19 protein-coding genes and 1 pseudogene are annotated in these 17,140 nt (G+C 60.4%); 10 read left to right on the forward strand and 10 right to left on the reverse strand.

Annotation, left to right across the window (positions count from 1 at the left end; translation table 11 throughout):
- Positions 1–82 precede the first annotated feature (82 nt).
- Both HX851_RS45370 and HX851_RS45375 read left to right on the forward strand, forming a co-directional pair.
- A pseudogene (locus HX851_RS45370) lies at positions 83–838 on the forward strand (MCP four helix bundle domain-containing protein); the annotation flags it as partial.
- A 132-nt stretch (positions 839–970) separates the two neighbouring features.
- On the forward strand, positions 971–1,696 hold the full coding sequence (locus tag HX851_RS45375; protein WP_438362408.1) for a methyl-accepting chemotaxis protein: 726 nt from the start codon (positions 971–973) through the stop codon (positions 1,694–1,696).
- Positions 1,697–1,727: 31 nt separating this feature from the next.
- Here the strand turns inward: HX851_RS45375 and yghX are convergent, their stop codons facing one another.
- The 5 genes from yghX to pstS all read right to left on the reverse strand — a co-directional run bounded on the left by yghX (position 1,728) and on the right by pstS (position 6,500).
- On the reverse strand, positions 1,728–2,615 hold the full coding sequence (gene yghX, locus HX851_RS01645; RefSeq protein ID WP_177064734.1) for a YghX family hydrolase: 888 nt from the start codon (positions 2,613–2,615) through the stop codon (positions 1,728–1,730).
- A 152-nt stretch (positions 2,616–2,767) separates the two neighbouring features.
- A complete protein-coding gene (gene pstB, locus HX851_RS01650; protein WP_177057120.1) occupies positions 2,768–3,547 on the reverse strand; it encodes a phosphate ABC transporter ATP-binding protein PstB in 780 nt (259 codons plus the stop codon).
- The gene (gene pstA / locus HX851_RS01655; protein ID WP_177057119.1) at positions 3,547–4,419 is read right to left on the reverse strand and encodes a phosphate ABC transporter permease PstA; all 873 of its coding nucleotides are present in this window, start codon (positions 4,417–4,419) and stop codon (positions 3,547–3,549) included. Before pstA ends, pstB begins: the two co-directional genes overlap by 1 nt.
- The gene (gene pstC, locus HX851_RS01660) at positions 4,416–5,411 is read right to left on the reverse strand and encodes a phosphate ABC transporter permease subunit PstC (protein ID WP_177057118.1); all 996 of its coding nucleotides are present in this window, start codon (positions 5,409–5,411) and stop codon (positions 4,416–4,418) included. The genes pstA and pstC overlap by 4 nt, the downstream gene beginning before the upstream one ends.
- A 69-nt stretch (positions 5,412–5,480) precedes the next feature.
- Positions 5,481–6,500: a phosphate ABC transporter substrate-binding protein PstS gene (gene pstS / locus HX851_RS01665; RefSeq protein WP_177057117.1), complete on the reverse strand. Its 1,020-nt coding sequence runs from the start codon at positions 6,498–6,500 to the stop codon at positions 5,481–5,483.
- A gap of 355 nt (positions 6,501–6,855) precedes the next feature.
- Between pstS and HX851_RS01670 the strand changes: the two genes are divergently transcribed.
- The 4 genes from HX851_RS01670 to HX851_RS01685 all read left to right on the forward strand — a co-directional run bounded on the left by HX851_RS01670 (position 6,856) and on the right by HX851_RS01685 (position 8,968).
- Complete coding sequence (locus HX851_RS01670; protein WP_177064735.1) at positions 6,856–7,542, forward strand: SDR family NAD(P)-dependent oxidoreductase; 687 nt, start codon at positions 6,856–6,858, stop codon at positions 7,540–7,542.
- A 104-nt stretch (positions 7,543–7,646) separates the two neighbouring features.
- Positions 7,647–8,018, forward strand: a complete 372-nt coding sequence (locus tag HX851_RS01675; RefSeq protein ID WP_177064736.1) for a hypothetical protein — start codon at positions 7,647–7,649, stop codon at positions 8,016–8,018.
- 3 nt (positions 8,019–8,021) lie between these two features.
- Entirely contained in the window at positions 8,022–8,204 is a 183-nt protein-coding gene (locus HX851_RS01680; protein WP_177064737.1) for a DUF1289 domain-containing protein, read from the forward strand.
- 131 nt (positions 8,205–8,335) lie between these two features.
- Entirely contained in the window at positions 8,336–8,968 is a 633-nt protein-coding gene (locus HX851_RS01685; protein WP_177064738.1) for a hypothetical protein, read from the forward strand.
- Positions 8,969–9,007: 39 nt separating this feature from the next.
- Here the strand turns inward: HX851_RS01685 and HX851_RS01690 are convergent, their stop codons facing one another.
- The 4 genes from HX851_RS01690 to wrbA all read right to left on the reverse strand — a co-directional run bounded on the left by HX851_RS01690 (position 9,008) and on the right by wrbA (position 12,089).
- Positions 9,008–9,553 carry a hypothetical protein gene (locus HX851_RS01690; RefSeq protein WP_177064739.1) on the reverse strand — a complete coding sequence of 182 codons (546 nt, stop codon included), beginning with the start codon at positions 9,551–9,553 and terminating at the stop codon, positions 9,008–9,010.
- Between the two features lie 105 nt (positions 9,554–9,658).
- Complete coding sequence (locus HX851_RS01695; protein ID WP_177064741.1) at positions 9,659–10,213, reverse strand: UPF0149 family protein; 555 nt, start codon at positions 10,211–10,213, stop codon at positions 9,659–9,661.
- A gap of 129 nt (positions 10,214–10,342) precedes the next feature.
- Positions 10,343–11,371, reverse strand: coding sequence for a D-cysteine desulfhydrase family protein (locus tag HX851_RS01700; protein ID WP_177064743.1), 1,029 nt, complete (start codon positions 11,369–11,371; stop codon positions 10,343–10,345).
- A gap of 103 nt (positions 11,372–11,474) precedes the next feature.
- Entirely contained in the window at positions 11,475–12,089 is a 615-nt protein-coding gene (gene wrbA, locus HX851_RS01705) for an NAD(P)H:quinone oxidoreductase (RefSeq protein WP_177064745.1), read from the reverse strand.
- 580 nt (positions 12,090–12,669) lie between these two features.
- On the opposite strand from wrbA, the gene HX851_RS01710 reads away from it, so the two are divergent.
- From HX851_RS01710 to HX851_RS01725, 4 genes are all read left to right on the forward strand, one after another.
- On the forward strand, positions 12,670–12,984 hold the full coding sequence (locus tag HX851_RS01710; protein WP_177057113.1) for a DUF485 domain-containing protein: 315 nt from the start codon (positions 12,670–12,672) through the stop codon (positions 12,982–12,984).
- The gene (actP, locus tag HX851_RS01715) at positions 12,981–14,651 is read left to right on the forward strand and encodes a cation/acetate symporter ActP (RefSeq protein ID WP_177057112.1); all 1,671 of its coding nucleotides are present in this window, start codon (positions 12,981–12,983) and stop codon (positions 14,649–14,651) included. Before HX851_RS01710 ends, actP begins: the two co-directional genes overlap by 4 nt.
- 77 nt (positions 14,652–14,728) lie before the next feature.
- Entirely contained in the window at positions 14,729–15,283 is a 555-nt protein-coding gene (locus HX851_RS01720; RefSeq protein ID WP_177057111.1) for a cytochrome b, read from the forward strand.
- A 3-nt stretch (positions 15,284–15,286) separates the two neighbouring features.
- Positions 15,287–16,264, forward strand: coding sequence for an NAD(P)H-dependent flavin oxidoreductase (locus HX851_RS01725; protein WP_177064747.1), 978 nt, complete (start codon positions 15,287–15,289; stop codon positions 16,262–16,264).
- Here HX851_RS01725 and HX851_RS01730 read toward each other — a convergent pair.
- Positions 16,242–17,129: a LysR family transcriptional regulator gene (locus HX851_RS01730; RefSeq protein WP_177064748.1), complete on the reverse strand. Its 888-nt coding sequence runs from the start codon at positions 17,127–17,129 to the stop codon at positions 16,242–16,244. The genes HX851_RS01725 and HX851_RS01730 overlap by 23 nt on opposite strands.
- Positions 17,130–17,140 lie beyond the last annotated feature (11 nt).

A 17,140-nucleotide genomic window follows, 5' to 3' on the forward strand; every position in this document is an offset into this window, starting at 1 on the left:
AAGCGTCAGGCAGGGCCGATAACCTCTTCATGCGGGTATTCGGCAGCCGATGCCGCGGGATTGCCTAACGGAGGGTTGCACCATGTCCATAAAGTTGCGCTTGTTCCTGCTGATCGGCACCAGCCTGCTCACTGTCCTGATCATGAGCCTGGCCAGCTACCTGGGCAATGTGCGGATGGCGACCGCGACGGATGACAGCCAGGTCAGCATGACCGCGCTGCGCAATCATCTCGAAGCCGACATGATGCATGACGCCCTGCGCGCCGACGTCCTTTCGGCGATGCTGGTCGGGCTGGGCAAAAGCACCAGCGACAAGGCCGAGGTGCGCAGCTCCATCGAGGAGCACGCCACGCATTTCCGCCAGGTGCTCGACGAGAATCTCAAGCTGCCGGTCAATGACACTCTCAAGGCGGCCCTGAACAAGATCAAGCCGAGTCTTGAAACCTATATCAACGCCGCCGAACATATGGTGGGGCTGGCGCTCGACAACCCGGAGAATGCCCAGCAGCAATTGGCCTCTTTCAACAAAGCGTTCGGCCAGTTGGAGGATGAAATGGCCAGCCTCAGCGGACTGATCGAGTCCAACGCACAACTGAGCGGAGAGGGCACCCAACGAACGATCAGCCATGCCAACCTGACCCTTGCCGGTGTCCTGGTCGCCGGTTTGCTGTTGCTGCTTGTGCAGGGCTACTGGGTCATTCGCAGCATCATGGGGCCGTTGCAGTCCGCCAACCGGATCGCCGAACGGATTGCCCACGGCGACCTCAGTGAAGCCATTGTCGAACCCCGGCAACGGGACGAGGCCAGCTTGCTGATTCGCAGCCTGGCAACCATGCAGCGTGATCTGCGCAGCATGATCGAAGTGGTGCGTGGCAATGCCCATGGCGTCAGCGGCATGAGCCAGCAACTGAGCAGTGGCTGCCACCAGGTGGCGGGCAGCAGCCAGCAGCAGAGCGATGCCGCCAGCACCATGGCGGCAGCGGCCAGTGAGATGACCGCGAGTATCGAGGATATCACCCGCCATGCCGAACGCGCGCTGGGCATGGCCAACCAGGCCGAGGCCCTGGCCAAGGACGGCGGCCGGGTGATTCACCAGGTGGTCAGCGACATGGACGATATTGCCCGCTCGGCGCAGCAGTCGGCCCAGGTAATCCGTACCCTGGACAAGGAGTCCGAGGGGATCTTCAGCATTATCCAGGTGATCAAGGGCATTGCCGACCAGACCAACCTGCTGGCGCTCAACGCGGCCATCGAGGCCGCTCGGGCCGGTGAGCAGGGGCGCGGGTTCGCGGTGGTCGCCGACGAGGTGCGCAGCCTGGCTGCACGCACCAGCGCGTCGACCCAGGAAATTGCCAGCATGGTCGCGCGCATCCAGCAAAGCACGCGCGAGGCGGTCAGCAGTATGGAGGCCGGTGTCGCTCAGGTCGACCGGGGCATGGCGGTGACTGCCGATGTCGAACGCGCCATCCGCGAGATCCTCGACGCCACGCTCAATACCAGCCAACTGGTCAACGATATCTCCCGCACGATTGGCGAGCAGAGCCTGGCCAGCAACGAAATTGCCCATCAGGTGGAAATGATCGCCGATATGTCGGTGGGCAACAGCCGGGTCATCGGCGAGACGGCCGCGACCACCGATCAGTTGTCCGCCCTGGCCGGGCAGCTTTCGCAATCGGTGGATCGCTTTCGCCTCTGATCGGTCGGGCGTCGATTGAACGGCCGGAGCGTCACGCCAGGTAGCGTCGGAACCAGCCCACCGTCCTGTCCCACGCCAGCTTGGCCGCCGCCTCGTCGTAACGCGGCGTGGAGTCGTTGTGGAAGCCGTGATTGACCCCTTGGTAGATATGCACCTCATAGGTCTTGCCGGCGGCCTTCAGGGCGTGTTCGTAGGCTGGCCAGCCATCGGTGATGCCCTTGTCCAGCTCGGCGTAGTGCAGCAGCAGGGGCGCCTTGATCCCGGGCACGTCCTCGGCCTTGGGTTGGCGGCCATAGAAGGGCACCGCCGCACTCAGTTCGGGATAGGCCACGGCTGCGGCATTGGCAACCCCACCGCCGTAGCAGAACCCGGTGATCCCGACTTTTCCGGTAGTCGCGTCATGGCCGATCAACCACTCGATGGCGGCGAAGAAGTCGTTCATGAGTTTTTCGGGGTCGACGGTTTTCTGCAGGGCCACGCCTTTCTCATCGTTGCCGGGATAGCCGCCGACCGATGACAGGCCATCGGGGGCCAGGGCGACAAAGCCGGCCTTGGCGACACGCCGGGCGACGTCTTCGATGTAGGGGTTGAGCCCGCGATTCTCATGAACGACCACTACCGCCGGCACCTTGCCGGTGGCCTTGGCCGGCCGGACCAGATAGGCACGGACCTGCTGATGGCCGTTGGGCGAGGGGTAGGTGATGTATTCGGCGACGATATCCGGATCGGTAAACGGCACCTGTTCGGCCAGTGCATAGTCCGGACTCAGCGCCGCCAGCACACTGGCGGCAGCCATGCCGCCGAGGGTGAATTTCGCCGCGCGGTCAAGAAACTCCCGGCGGTTGATCTTGCCGTGGACGTAGTAGTCGTAGAGTTCGAGCAGTTCAGGGGCAAAGTCTTTTGCGGTGAGACGTGCCATCGGTGCGCTACCTTTCGAGTGGATCGAGGAACCGCTCCGCGCCGCCTCACGGCGCGAATCGGCAGGGCCTGGAATGGACTCATTAAAGCAGCCTTTGGCCGAATCTTTCTTTATCAATGTGCCGTTTCTATCTCGATCATGAGAAAGAGCGGTCAGCCGAACCGGCCGGTGATGTAGTCCTCGGTCTGTTTCATTTTCGGGTGGGTGAAGATCGAGTCGGTCTCGTCATGCTCGATCAGTTCGCCCATGAACATGAACGCGGTGTAGTCCGATACCCGAGCGGCCTGCTGCATGTTGTGGGTGACGATGATTACCGTGTACTGCTCTTTCAGCTCGGTGATCAGTTGCTCGATGCGCCCGGTGGAAATCGGGTCGAGGGCCGAGGTCGGTTCGTCCAGTAGCAGTACCTGCGGGCGCAGGGCGATGGTGCGGGCGATGCACAGGCGCTGTTGCTGGCCGCCGGAGAGGCCCTGTGCGCTTTGCTTGAGCTTGTCCTTGACTTCGTTCCACAGCGCCGCGCCGTGCAGGGCCTGTTCGACACGCTCATCCATCTCGTGACGCGACAGCTTTTCGTGGTGGCGCACGGCGTAGGCGATGTTTTCATAGATCGACATCGGAAACGGTACCGGCTTCTGGAATACCATGCCGACGTGGCTGCGCAGGCGGTTCATCGAATAGCCGGGGGCGAGGATGTTCTCGCCGTTGAGCAACACTTCGCCGCGTGCTTCCTGCTTCGGGTACATCGCGTAGATGCGGTTGAATACCCGCAGCAGGGTCGACTTGCCGCAGCCGGAAGGCCCGATGATCGCGGTGATGCGTTTCTCCGGGATATCCATGTCGATGGACTTCAGCGACGGCTGGTTGTTGTAGAAAAACTCCAGGCCACGAACACGGATCTTGGTGTTCTCGCTGGCAAGGTCACGGGTCTTCATCAGGTCAGCCTATTGCGCAAAAGGATCAATCGGGAGAGCAAACTGAGCAGCAGTACAAACAGGGTCAGTACCAGGGCGCCGGCCCAGGCCAGGGCATGCCAGTCCTCGAACGGGCTCATGGCGTACTGGAAGATCACCACCGGCACGCTGGCAATCGGCTTGAGCAGGTTGCTGCTCCAGAACTGGTTGCCGAAGGCGGTGAACAGCAGCGGGGCGGTTTCGCCGGTGATGCGCGCCAGGGCCAGCAGCACCCCGGTGACGACGCCGGCCTTGGCTGCGCGCAGGACGATCTGCAGGGTCAGTTTCCACTGTGGCACGCCCAGGGCCAGCGCCGCCTCGCGCATGGTCGAGGGTTGCAGCTGGAGCATCTCGTCGGTGGTCCGCACCACCACCGGAATCACCAGCAACGCCAGGGTCAGGGCGCCGGCAATGGCGGAGAAGCCGACCTGGTGATTGGTCAGCAGGTTCAACGGCAGGATCACTGCGGTGTAGACGAACAGGCCAAGTACGATCGACGGTGCCGAGAGCAGGATATCGTTGATGAAACGTACGATGCTGCCCAGGCGCGAGTGGCGGGCGAACTCGGCCAGCCAGACCCCGGCCATCAAGCCGATCGGGGTCCCGATCAGCAGGGCGATCGCCGACATCAGGGCGCTGCCGTAGAAGGCATTCGCCAGGCCGCCTTCGGTGCCCGGTGGCGGTGTCATCTCGGTGAACAGGCGCAGGTTGAGGGCCTGGAAACCGTTGATCACGGTGGTCAGCAGGATCCACACCAGCCAGGTCAGGCCGAACAGCGTGGCACCGCAACTGAGGACCATCGCCAGACGGTTCTTGAAGGCGCGGGCCCGGTAAAGACTTTCGTTGCCCGTCATAGACCTTCCTTGCGTGAGAGTCGCATGAGCATCAGTCGCGCCAATGCCAGGACGATAAAGGTGACGATAAACAGCAGGAATCCCAGGGCGATCAGCGCCGAGCGGTGCAGGTCGGTATAGGCTTCGCTGAATTCGTTGGCGATGATCGAGGCGATGGAACTGCTCGGCATCAGCAGCGAGGCCGAGAACTGCTGGGCGTTGCCCAGGACGAAGGTCACCGCCATGGTTTCGCCCAGGGCCCGGCCGAGGCCGAGGAACACCCCGCCGACCACCGCCGAACGGGTGTAGGGCAGGACGATGTCCCAGACCACTTCCCAGGTGGTACCGCCCAGTGCATAGGCGGACTCCTTGAGGGTGGTGGGAACGCTGCGAAACACTTCATGCATCACCGAGGTGATGAACGGCATGATCATGATCGCCAGGACGATGCCGGCGGTCAGCATGCCGATACCCAGGGGCGGGCCCTGGAACAGCGGGCCGATGCCCGGCAAGGCGCCGAGATAGTCGTTGATCCACGGTGACAGGTGGTCGGCCATGAACGGGCCGAACACGAACAGGCCCCACATGCCGTAGATGATCGAGGGAATCCCGGCCAACAGCTCGACGGCGGAGGCGACGGGCATGCGCAGCCAGGGCGGCGCCACCTCGGTCAGGAAGATCGCGATGCCGAAGCTCACGGGCACGGCGATCAGCAAGGCCAGGAAGGAGGTCACGAGGGTGCCGTAGATCGGTACCAACGCGCCAAAATGATTGTTGACCGCATCCCATTCGGTGCTGGTCAGGAAGTCGAAACCAAAGGTCTTGAAGGCGAGGCTGCCGCCCCACAGGGTAGAGGCCGCGATGCTTGCCAGGAGTACCAGCACCAGCATGGCGGCGCCGAATAGGGTTCGTTTGAACCACAGGTCATGACGTTGGTCGCGGGCGGCCCGGCCATCACTGGCCGTATCGCTGCTGTAGGTGGACAGTGCCAGGGGCTGGACGGTGTCGTTCATTATGACTCTGCTCAAGTCCCATCATCCGGCTGTGATGACCGGATGACGGGAGGTTTCAGGCGGGCTGGATCAATGGGCGAAGTCGGATTTCCAGTAGCCTTCGATGCGCTTGACCAGCGAATCGGGCAGGGCTACGTAGTCCAGCGAGGCCGCTTGTTGCTGACCGTTTTCCAGGGACCACTTGAAGAAGTTGAAGGCCGCCGAACTCTGCTCGGCATTCTTCGGCTGCTTGTACATGATGATCCAGGTGGTCGCGGTGATCGGCCATGCGGCGTCGCCCGGAGCGTTGGTCATGATCAGGTTGAAGTCCTTGGCGCTGGCCCAGTCGGCGGTATCGGCGGCGGCCTGGAAGGCCTTGGCGTTAGGCTGGACGAACTTGCCGGAGGCATTCTTCAGCTGCGCGTGGGTCATCTTGTTCTGCAGGGCGTAGGCGTATTCGACGTAGCCGATCGAGTTCTTGATCTGCTTCACGTAGGCCGAGACACCTTCGTTGCCCTTGCCACCGACACCGACCGGCCAAGGTACGGTGGTGCCGAAACCGATCTTGGATTTCCAGTCGGCGCTGGCTTTGTCCAGGTAGTTGGTGAAGTTGTAAGAGGTACCCGAACCATCGGAACGGTGCACGACGGTGATCTTGCCGTCAGGCAGTTTCAGGCCTGGGTTGAGGGCCACGATGGCCGGGTCGTTCCAGGCAGTGATGGTGCCCAGGAAGATCTTCGCCAGGGTTTCGCCGTCGAGCTTCAGTTGGCCGGCGGCGACGCCTTCGATGTTCATCACCGGCACGATACCGCCGATCACGCTAGGGAACTGGCCCAGGCCACCGGCCTTGAGTTCGTCAGCCGACAGCGGGGCATCGGAAGCACCGAAATCCACGGTCGCGGCCTTGATCTGGGCGATACCGCCGCCGGAACCGATGGACTGGTAGTTGATGCGGTTGCTGGAGGTCTTGCTGTAGTCCTGGGACCATTTGGACAGCACCGGAAAGACGAAGCTGGAGCCGGCACCGGTGACGTCGGTGGCATGAGCAACGCCGCTCAGGCAGAGAGAAGCCAGCAGGACCGACAGGCGTTTTTTTGTCAGCAAAATCACGGCAATACCTCGATGCACAGGGTTGGGTGAAAGGGTTCATAAGTCAGACTGATAGCGATTTAATGCCTGAAATATTTCTTTCTGATGACATGAAGAAATATTTAGTAATGGTGGGCTGATTGCGGTCTGCGTGGTTTTGATATCCGGAAAAGGCTCCAGGCCGTGCTCCGCCTGAGCCGGCGCGGGGTGGGCCAGGCAAAGTGATTGATGACTTTGCGGCAGCGGATTCATGACGGCGCGGTGGTGGGTTGGACGTTTTTCCGGTGTTTCAATGTCGCCTAGACACCAATCCACCTATGCGGTGCTGTTTCCTCGGCGGTAGAGGAGAAGGCGCCGACGCAGAAGAGAATGACCGATGACAGAAAAAACGGCTTTGATAGTAGGCGCTTCCCGCGGCCTGGGGTTGGCATTGGCCGAGGAGTATTGCTCCCGTGGCTATCAGGTCATCGCCACGTCGCGAGGCCCGTCCAGCGGCTTGCAGGCGCTGAAGGTGCGGTACGCCGGGCAGTTGCAACTCGAGTCGCTGGATATGGTGGATCTTGCCGCTGTCAGGCAACTCCGGGGGCGACTGGGGGACCGCCCACTGCGGACCTTGTTCATCAATGCCGGGATCTGCAAGGCCAACGAACTGACACCGCTGAAGGTCGACGAGCAGGACTTTATCGACATGATGCTGACCAACGCCCTGAGTCCGATGCGGGTCGTCGAGGTGTTTCACGACACTGTCGAGCACAACGGCGTCATCGTGGTGATGTCCTCGGAACTGGGGAGCATTGCCAACAACGCGGGGAACTGGGCGCTCTACAGCTCCAGCAAGGCCGCGCTGAATATGTTGATGAAGGCATTTGCCGCGCGCCATCCGCATGACCCCCGAGCGTTGTTGTTGATGGCGCCGGGTTGGGTGCGTACGGAAATGGGCGGTCCCAATGCGATTCTGGAGATCCCGCAGAGCATTCCCCTGGTCGTCGATTGCGTGGAACGTCACGCCGGGTTGCCGGGCCTGCGTTTTACCGATCGCCATGGTGAAACGCTGCCCTGGTAGGGCGTGTTTCTACGGTTTGGCAGGCCTGGGGGGCGTGGCGGGTAGGACGATTTCCGGTAGCGTATGATGAGCGTTTTCACGTCGTTTGCTACAAGGACTCATCCATGCTGTCGAGTAAACGCGACCAGGCACGCACAGAGCGTCTGCTGGTCGCCACCCTGACTGAAGCCTGTGAAACGGCGAAGGCGGAGATCGTGGGGTTTTGCTGGCTGACCCATGAGGTCGATTACGCGTTGTTTCCCACGAGTCTGAGGGTGATCTGGGTGTTTGACACCCAGGTTCATCAACGCCAGGCGCTGGCCGCAGGACAGGACGCTCGCATGGTCGAGCTGACAGCTGCGGCATTGGCCCAGGCTGGTGTGGTGCTGGATGCGGTGGCCGCCCATGTGCAATTTGACAGTGAGCAAGCCCGCCAGCGCGAGAATGCCGGAAACGGGTCGCAGCGCCTGGCGCGCAAGCGTCCTGGGCGGGGCTGAGTCATGGCCAAGGAGATCGATAACCCCTGTATTTCGCTGTGCCAGCTCAGCGGCGAGCTGTGCGTCAGTTGTGGCCGCACCAAGGACGATATCCGCAAATGGAAGCGCATGAAGCGGCCGGAGAAGATGGCCGCCGTGCAACGGGCGAAGCTGCAAATGAAAAGCCTGCAGAAAAAGAATGCCTGAGGGTTCTGGCCCGGTGTGGCACCGAGGAATATTTCTGTAATGTGGCCTTTTGCTATTGATCGACACTCTCTAGAATCCGCCGCAGCACTCCGGCGATGGAGGCGCTTTGCCATTTCACTAAGGACGCGGTAATGAATATCGGAAAAATGCTGGGGTTGGCCCTGGCGCTTACGTTGAGCGGTTGCGCCAGTTTTACGAAAGATGAAGTGGCACCGGTAAAAATGCCGTCGATGGCGGCTTATTCGAACAAGCCGAATGTCTACGTCAAATTCGATTTCTACCAGGGTGAGCCAAAGAGCGCGTCGGCTGTCGAGGTTCCGCAAGCGCGCGAGGCGCTCAAGCCGCAGTTGCAAAAAGCGTTGACCGATTCCGGACTTTTCGGCCGCGTCACCCTGGACGAGTTCCAGAAGCAGCCGGGTGATTACAATCTGCGCCTCAAGGTCTACAACCATCCACCGGGTGGTGGTCAATTGGTCATGGCCTTTATCAGCGGATTCACCTTCACCATCATCCCTGCATTGGCGACCGACCAGTACAGCATGAGTCTCGAAGCGCTTGATGCACAAGGACAGAGCGTCAGCAGCAACAGCAACCATGACGCTATCAATACCTGGATAGGTATCTGGTTCATTCCGCTGGCGGGCAAAACGCCGAAAGCCGCGGTGGACGATACCTTCACCCGTCAGGTCAATGCGCTGCTCAAGCAGATGGTCGAGAGCAACAACCTGAAGTATTCGGCACTGGGTTTCGGACCTCGGGCCTGACTTGAAAAAAGAGCCGCATTCGCGGCTCTTTTTTTGACCTTATTTCAAGGCCTGGATAAACAACGGATCGCTGTACAGGTCCTTCAGCAAGTTGCGTACCAGCGGGTTGTAGGCATTGGCCGCGTTCGGAATGGCAACGGCACCGATGAAGCTGCTGTTCCATTCGCTGCTGACCTGCTTGGTCGCGTCATAGGCCACCTGGTCATTCTTGAACAGGGTGAAATGCGCCGCGAGCGTACCCTTGCCGGTGCTCACTCCGGCCTCCAGTTCATTCCTGGTCACCAGGACATCCAGACGCCGCTGCGCCTGTGCATCGAGCAGGCCCGCCAGGCGAAGCTCCTCGGTAAGGGCGTCCTGAATATGTCCGGTGATGCTGCCGCTGGGGGATCTGATCGGGTTGGTCCGCACCGACAACGAACCCTGGCCCGGAGCTGCTGTCACTTGCGCCTTGCTGATCGGTTGCAGGGGCTGTTGTTGCTTGAGCACCTGGACATTGTCGAAACTGGGGTCATAACGGGTCATGCTGACGCCACAGCCTTGCAGCAGCACGGCGAACAACGGGATGAACAACAGGGCTTTTTTCACTGGCTTTCCTTGCGCGAAGCGGATGAGAGGCGGGATTATCGATTGATGGCTTTACGCTATCAATCGATAATTGTTGCAAGCGATCTTGAAAAGGCTGCCGTGTCGTTATCGCCGGGCCAGCCAATAGTCGTGTAATCCGCGCGCCGCCGGTTCGATCGCCGCCACCCGCTGGCGATGCAGGGGCACATCGAAGTTGGCCGGCAGTTCGAAATTATCCTGTTCCGCGCAGAAGCTGATCGCGTCCAGCCGGTTTGCCTGGGCGGCCGGTAGTTCGGGCCATTGCTTGACCCCGATGCCGCGCAGGTAGCCGAAGCACCACTCTTCGGCCAGGATCAGCGGTTGGCCCTGGTGTTCGGTTTCTTCGAAGCGCGCCTTGAAGGCCGCTGCATCGGTCGCCAGTTGGGTCGCCCGGGCATTCATGTGGCGTACGCTCAGATCGATGAACTGCTTGCACTCCCGCGGACTTTCCCAGGCCGGGTTCTGCCCGCCCCAGATGGCCGGGAACCATTCGGCGATATCCACCGGGGTCGGGCCGGAGACCAGTGCGGTAAGGTAGCCGTCGAGCTCGGAAGGGTTGAGTACGCTGTGATCGTCGCCGTATTTGAGCAGGATGTCCTCGATAAACTCGAAGTCGGCGTCGTTCAGTGGCTGGTCGTGCATGGCGGGTCCCTGGAGTGTCGGGCGCGGTAAAGCCTGCGCCGCGCTGGAAAAAGGCGCGCAGGATGGCGCTTTCGGCGGAATTTATCCAGCACCGGAGACGGGGACTTTGCCGCTGAGGGGCCGCCTGGATCAGCTATAGGCAGTCCGGTAGGCAAAAATACCCGGCGTGCCTCCTGTCATGACGAACAGGATATTGCTGCCTGGCGGATACTCACCCGCCGCGACCGAGTGCAGTAGTCCGGCCAATGCCTTGCCACCATAGACCGGGTCGATCAACAGGCCTTCCTGAGTCGCCAGCGTCCGGGTTGCCACCTGCATCGCCCGGGTCGGCGCGCCATAGGCGGCACCTCTTTGCGAATCATCGATGTGAATCGCGTCGCGGGGCAGATCCGCATCGCTGTTGAGCAGTTCGAGTACCTGGCGGGTCTTTTCCAGGGTCGCCTCGTGCGATTGCTCCGCCGTACCCAGCACCGAGTATCCCTTCACCCGCGTCGAGGCAGCGGCGGCGACAAGGCCCGCGAGCAGACCGGCATGAGTACCGCTGCTGCCGTTGGGCACAACGATCTGGTCAAAGTCGACCCCCAGAACCTGGCTCTGCGCGAGCAGTTCGGCGGCGCCGGCGGCATAGCCGAGACAACCCACGGGGCTGGAACCGCCCAGAGGCATGAGAAAGGTTTTTCGGCCTTGGCGTTGTAGCTGTTCGGCCAGTTCCCGGGCATGGGTCGCAGGTGTCGTTCCCGCAGGCAGGCGCTGGACAGTCGCGCCGAAGAGAGCGTTCAGCAGCACGTTGCCGTTGAGGTGGTAGTCGTCATCCCCGCGAACCTGAGAGGGGCTCAGGAGCAATACGCAATGCAGGCCATGGCGGGCGGCGACCGCCGCGGTGAGGCGGGCGTTGTTGGATTGCGGCCCACCCCAGGTGATCAGTGTGTCCGCGCCTTGCGCAAGCGCCTGGCCCAGCAGGAACTCGAGCTTGCGCAGCTTGTTGCCGCCGCCGCCAAGGCCCATCAGGTCATCACGTTTGACATAGAGATTGCAGCCCTTGAGCACCGGCATTGCACTCAGCCGTGAAAGTTTCTGGATCGGGGTGGGTCCATCGAGCAGCGTGACGCGGGGGAAAACGGACAAGGCCGAGTGCAGAGTGTCGAGGGTACGCGGCATGCAGATCTACCTCATGAATAAAACGGCCACCGCAGCAGAAGGTGGAGTCCTGCGATGGCCAGAAAATACCTGGATCAGGCTTCAACTACGGGGCGGAGCGGGATCAGGCCTTGCGCCCGCGCACCAGGGCCGTGGCGATTTCGGCGATATGGCGACCCTGGAAGCGTGCGCCCGCCAGTTCGTTCTCGCTGGGTTGGCGGGAACCGTCCGGGGCAGCCAGCGCGGAAGCGCCGTAGGGAGAGCCGCCGCTGACCTCATCCATCTTGACCAGCCCCGGGAAGGAGTAGGGCAGGCCCACGGTGATCATTCCGTGGTGCATCATGGAGGTCAGGAGCGAGAACAGCGTGGTCTCGACACCGCCATGCTGGCTGGCGGTGGATACGAAAGCGCCACCGACCTTGCCGATCAGTTTTCCTTCCGCCCAGAGACCGCCGGTTTGATCGAGGAAGTTGGCCATTTGTGAAGAAACACGGCCGAAACGGGTGGGGGTACCAATGATAATGGCGTCGTAATTGACCAGTTCGCCGGGTGTCGCTATATCGGCGTCCTGTTCCAGTTTGGCCCCTGCCTGACGTGCCACTTCCGCCGACATCAATTCCGGGACGCGCTTGAGGCTGACTTCGGCGTCGGCTGAGCGCGCGCCTTCGGCGATGGCTCGGGCCAGCGTTTCAGTGTGACCGTAAGTGGAGTAATACAAGACCAATACTTTCGTCGACATGGGCACTTCCTCGCGTGATGTTTTTTCTGCATGACCTGACAAACGGCTGATCCAGCGGATCAGGGGTGTTTTCGGTCGTAAGGGGTGGGACATGTTTATGCCTCAGGTTTGCACTGTGGTCTTTTGACGAAGCCTTGCTGTTTACACTTCGCAAAAGAGGGAATACAAGACGTGTTGTGAGTGGGCTTTGTTGTCGGTTGGCTTTATCGCGCACGACTAGCGTTTTCGTGAGGCAACTGTATTTATGTTTTATTTTTTGATAAATACGAAATCTGAAACATGAGTTGATACCCAATGTAACTAATCGCGACAGGCTTTTGATTCTCCGATCGGGTTATGCCTGGGTAAGAAGGGGAGCGAGAGTCGGGGGGGAGGGCACAACAATAGAGCGACTCAATCGTGTAAACGCCGTTGTATTGCGTTTCACTGAAAACGATAAAAGCCATCTTGAATAATCATTTTACATGATTTGCTACGGGGTCCTATGTTGATCGGGCACCTAAACCGTAGCCAGTGGCGGATCGAGTCATCGAGTCCGAGGCTGCGGAACAATAATTTCCCACAGCACCCCGGAGTCAACGTGAATATCCAGACTGAATCAATAAGAATTCGGAACCACCCTCGTTACAAGGATTTGGTATCACGGCGGCGAAAGTTCCTGGTTTCTCTCACGACGGCAACGCTCGTGCCCTTTTGCGTTTTCATCCTCGTGGCGGCCTTTGCGCCACAACTTCTCGCGAAGAAGATCTCCGCTACCAGCATCATCAATATTGGTTGGCCCCTTGGGCTGGCGTTTATCGTGGGTGCCTGGTTGCTGACAGGCCTGTATATCCTGCGCGCCAATGGCGAGTTCGATGACCTGACCGCCGAGATTCGCCGGGGAGCCGAGCAATGAGCCGCCTGTTGCAATACCTCGGCCTGATGACCTTTTTGTGCGCGGCGGGCAGTGCCCAGGCGGCGGACGCTTTGCAGGGCATCGAGAAGCAGCCGGTCAATCTCACGGCTATCGCCATGTTCCTGGTATTCGTCGTCGCGACGCTGGGGATCACCTATTGGGCCTCCACCAAGACCCGATCCATGGATGACTTCTACAATGCCGGTGGTGGCATCACCGGGTTTCAGAACGGCCTGGCGCTGGCCGGTGACTACATGTCGGCGGCGGCACTGCTGGGTGTCACCAGCATGATTTACTTCAATGGCTTCGATGGCCTGATTTACTCCATCAGTTTCTTCGTGGCCTGGCCGCTGCTGCTGTTTCTGTTTGCCGAGCGCATCAGGAACCTGGGGCGCATCACCATTGCCGACATTGCTTCTTTTCGCCTGGATCAAAGACGCATCCGCACGTTGACGGCGTTTGGTTCATTGACCGTGGTGTGTTTTTACCTGGTGGTGCAGATGGTCGGGGCAGGACAGCTGATCCAGTTGCTGTTCGGTCTTCCCTATAACTATGCGGTGATCGCCGTCGGTTTGTTGATGGCGGTCTATGTCACTTTTGGCGGCATGGTCGCCACCACCTGGGTACAGATCGTCAAGGCGGGGTTGCTGCTGTTGGGCGGCGTCGTGCTGGCGGGCCTGGCGTTGAGCCGGTTCGGATTTTCTCTCGAAAGCCTGTTCCAGCAAGCGGTTGCCGCTCATCACGAGGGAGAGCACATCCTGTTGCCAAGCAAACTGGTCGCCGATCCGCTCGCGCTGATTTCCCTGGCGGTCGGGCTGGTCTTCGGCACCGCCGGCCTGCCGCATATCCTCATGCGTTTCTTCACTGTCCCGGACGCCAAGGAGGCCCGCAAGTCGGTGTTTGTCGCCACGGGCTTCATCGGTTTCTTCTATGTGATCGTGGCATTGCTGGGGTTATCTGCCATCGTGATCGTCGGCCAGGACCCGGCCTTCTTCGAAAATGGCAACCTGGCCGGGAAGCTCATCGGCGGCGGCAACATGCCGGTGATGCACCTGGCAAAGGCGGTGGGTGGAGACCTGTTGCTCGGTTTCATCTCCGCAGTGGCTTTTGCCACGATCCTGGCGGTGGTGTCCGGGCTGACGATGGCCGGCACTTCGGCCATTTCCCATGACCTGTATGTGATGGTGTTCAAGAACAACCGCGCGGATGCCGCCGACGAAAGACGCGTTTCGCGGATTGCCTCGGTGTGCATCGGCATCGTTGCGGTGGTACTGGGGATCGTGTTCAAGGACCAGAATATCGCCTTCCTGGTGGCCCTGACCTTTGGTGTCGCGGCATCGGTCAACTTTCCGATCCTGGTGCTTTCCATGTATTGGCGGGGCCTGACAACGCGCGGCGCGTTGATGGGCGGATTGGCCGGACTGGTGAGCGCGGTTGGCCTGGTGATCCTGTCGCCGGCGGTGTGGGTCAAGGTGCTGGGCAATCCCACCGCGATCTTTCCCTTTGACTATCCCGCGATCATATCCATGAACGTCGCCTTCTTCTTCACCTGGCTCGGCTCGGTCACCGATCGCAGTGCCGGGGCTGTTATCGAACGCGGGTTGTTCGACGATCAGGTGGTTCGCGCCCAGACCGGGATAGGCGCCTCCAGGACGGTCAGTCACTAAGGCCTGGCATGGGCGGCCTGGGTCGATATCCTCGCCGCCTGTTGTTTATTTACATCACTAACAATAAGGAGTCAGTCATGCAATTGCGCGACAATGGCCTGAGGTTTTCGCCCATCACAATAATTGTGCATTGGCTGGTAGTGGTAGCTCTGCTGTCGATCCTGGGACTGGGTTTAATGGTTTCCCGGATATCCGACAGTGTGCTGCAAATGGAACTCGCCAGGGTTCAGAACCTGATGGGGCTTATTCTTTTTCTGGTCTCCATTTATCGCTTCTGGGCCAGAATTACTTCCTATCATCCTCTCCCTACAGGTACACCCAATCCTATCGAGCTGATTATCAGCCGATCGGTAGCGGTCGCACTTGCCCTGGCGATGGTGTTATTGCCGATTGCGGTCTGGGCGAGCCGATCAGCGGCGGGACAAGTGGTTGGGTTACCGGGTGGTTTCTCTATTCCTTCGCTTATTCCCGTCAATGAAGAGTTCAAACACGTCGTTGATGTGCTTTTCAATATTGGCGCGTCAGCCTTCCTTGCCGGTCTGGCCTTGCATATCTTCGGCGCGGTCAAGAATCACATCCAACTGAAAAACAATACGCTGAAGCGGATGCTTGGAAAAAAGGTGGAGTTGTGAATCATGAATAAAAACACTATTGATTTTGCCGGCAATGCCGTTACCCAACTCTGCGGCGTTCGCTACCCGATCTTTCTCGGTGGAATGGCGGCCATTTCCGGTCCCGAACTGGTTGCGGCCGTGGCAAACGCGGGTGGAATGGGCGTTCTTGGCGGGCTCAGGCTGGCGCCCCTGGCCTTGCGTCGCTGGATCCGCGAGACACGGGCACTGACCGACCGGCCTTTTGGCGTCAATCTCGTCCCGCAGTTTGGCGGCCCTGATGTATTCGAGGCGCAGTTCCAGGTGCTGCTGCAGGAAAAGCCCCAGCTGTTGTCGTTGTTTTATGCCGAGGATTACGCTGCCGACATGATTCCCCGGGCGAAAGCCGCCGGCATGCGGGTCATGGTGCAAGTGGGTTCGATAGCCCTTGCCAGGCAGGCCATCGAGCAGGGTGCCGACATCATCGTGGCGCAGGGTAGTGAAAGCGGCGGGCACCTGAATCGCGGCACGGTCGGGATCATGTCGTTGCTGCCGGCACTGGTTGCCGTCGCGCAAGGGCGGCCGGTGCTGGCTGCCGGAGGCATTGTCACCGGCGAAGATGTCCGCGCGATGCTGTCGCTGGGGGCGGCGGGGGTCGTCGTGGGTACCGCCTTTGTGGCCTGCAGCGAGTCCAATGCCCATGACCTCTACAAGCAGAAGATTGTCGAGGCGACTACGGACGATACCGAGTACCGCACCGGCTATTCCTTTGGCTGGACCTACGGCACGCCGCACCGGGTCATCGCCAATCGCGACAAGTGGAACCCGCTGCGCCTGATGGGCGGGGGAGCCCGCAAGATCGACCCGCCGCGCATGGCCAGGAAACTGTCGCTGTATGCCGGTCAGGGCGTCGGCAAGATCCATCGCGTCGGGCCCGCGGCGGAGCGCATGGCGGAGCTGATCCAGGGCCTGGCACCGGCCGACCAGCCGAGCGTGAAGTTCACTGAATCGTTGGCCGGTTGATGTGTTCCTGTGCCAGTTCGATAAAGGCACTCAGGGCCGAGGTGAGCATCGTGTCGCTTCTGCGAATGAAGACCGTCGAGACATTGGCAAATTCGGCCGGCAGCGTGTGGCAGTGAATGGCGTGCCGCACGCTGCAGCTCTCGGCGATGGCCCTGGGCAGCAGGGTCACGCCCATGCCGGCTGCCACGCATGACAGGATGCCATCCAGTGTGCCCAGTTCCATGATCTGGTTGGGCACCAGGCCGACCTGGTAGAACCAGTTTTCCAGGGTCGAGCGATAGAAGCAGCCGGTGCGGAACACCAGCACGGTTTGCTGGGGCATCTGTTCGATCAGCGTTGCCAGCGAGTCGAAGTGGCTGCTGCTGACCAGCACCAGTTCCTCTTCGAAGGCTACGTCCTGTGCCAGCGCCGAGTTCTGATGGAATCCGCCCACGAAGGCGCCGTCGAGTCGATGTGTCTCGATGGCTTTGATCAGTTCGGCGGTGGTCCCGGTCAGCAGGGAAAGGCGGACCTCGGGAAAGCGCTCGCGGTAGCGGGTCAGCACTTGTGGCAGGCGGATGGCCGCGGTGGTTTCCATCGAGCCCAGCCGCAGCAGTCCGCTCGGCACACCGGTGTCCATCAGGGCGCTGCGACTTTCATCCGTGAGTTGCAGTATGCGTCGGGCATAACCGAGGAATGTTTCGCCGGCCGAAGTCAGGACTACACCACTTTTCTTGCGAATGAACAGATCCCGATTGAGTTCGGTTTCAAGCTCTTTCACCCGCATGGTGACATTGGACTGGACGGTATTCACGTTGATTGCCGCCGCGGTAAAACTGCCAAGCTCCGCAACGGCACAGAAAATCTTCAGCTGGCGCATTTCCATAAGTAATGTCA

It is taken from the genome of Pseudomonas gingeri (assembly GCF_013385635.1).
In the GTDB taxonomy this organism is placed as follows: domain Bacteria; phylum Pseudomonadota; class Gammaproteobacteria; order Pseudomonadales; family Pseudomonadaceae; genus Aquipseudomonas; species Aquipseudomonas gingeri_A.

Excerpts from the sequence above, each read along its gene's own strand:
- yghX (WP_177064734.1), bottom strand. The coding sequence starts at position 2,615 with ATGGCACGTCTCACCGCAAAAGACTTTGCCCCTGAACTGCTCGAACTC.
- pstA (WP_177057119.1), bottom strand. The coding sequence starts at position 4,419 with ATGACGGGCAACGAAAGTCTTTACCGGGCCCGCGCCTTCAAGAACCGT.
- HX851_RS01725 (WP_177064747.1), top strand. The coding sequence starts at position 15,287 with ATGAATAAAAACACTATTGATTTTGCCGGCAATGCCGTTACCCAACTC.
- HX851_RS01730 (WP_177064748.1), bottom strand. The coding sequence starts at position 17,129 with ATGGAAATGCGCCAGCTGAAGATTTTCTGTGCCGTTGCGGAGCTTGGC.
- pstC (WP_177057118.1), bottom strand. The coding sequence starts at position 5,411 with ATGAACGACACCGTCCAGCCCCTGGCACTGTCCACCTACAGCAGCGAT.
- HX851_RS01695 (WP_177064741.1), bottom strand. The coding sequence starts at position 10,213 with ATGCACGACCAGCCACTGAACGACGCCGACTTCGAGTTTATCGAGGAC.
- HX851_RS01670 (WP_177064735.1), top strand. The coding sequence starts at position 6,856 with ATGACAGAAAAAACGGCTTTGATAGTAGGCGCTTCCCGCGGCCTGGGG.
- wrbA (WP_177064745.1), bottom strand. The coding sequence starts at position 12,089 with ATGTCGACGAAAGTATTGGTCTTGTATTACTCCACTTACGGTCACACT.
- actP (WP_177057112.1), top strand. The coding sequence starts at position 12,981 with ATGAGCCGCCTGTTGCAATACCTCGGCCTGATGACCTTTTTGTGCGCG.
- HX851_RS45375 (WP_438362408.1), top strand. The coding sequence starts at position 971 with ATGGCGGCAGCGGCCAGTGAGATGACCGCGAGTATCGAGGATATCACC.
- HX851_RS01720 (WP_177057111.1), top strand. The coding sequence starts at position 14,729 with ATGCAATTGCGCGACAATGGCCTGAGGTTTTCGCCCATCACAATAATT.
- HX851_RS01680 (WP_177064737.1), top strand. The coding sequence starts at position 8,022 with ATGGCCAAGGAGATCGATAACCCCTGTATTTCGCTGTGCCAGCTCAGC.
- HX851_RS01700 (WP_177064743.1), bottom strand. The coding sequence starts at position 11,371 with ATGCCGCGTACCCTCGACACTCTGCACTCGGCCTTGTCCGTTTTCCCC.
- pstB (WP_177057120.1), bottom strand. The coding sequence starts at position 3,547 with ATGAAGACCCGTGACCTTGCCAGCGAGAACACCAAGATCCGTGTTCGT.
- HX851_RS01675 (WP_177064736.1), top strand. The coding sequence starts at position 7,647 with ATGCTGTCGAGTAAACGCGACCAGGCACGCACAGAGCGTCTGCTGGTC.
- HX851_RS01685 (WP_177064738.1), top strand. The coding sequence starts at position 8,336 with ATGAATATCGGAAAAATGCTGGGGTTGGCCCTGGCGCTTACGTTGAGC.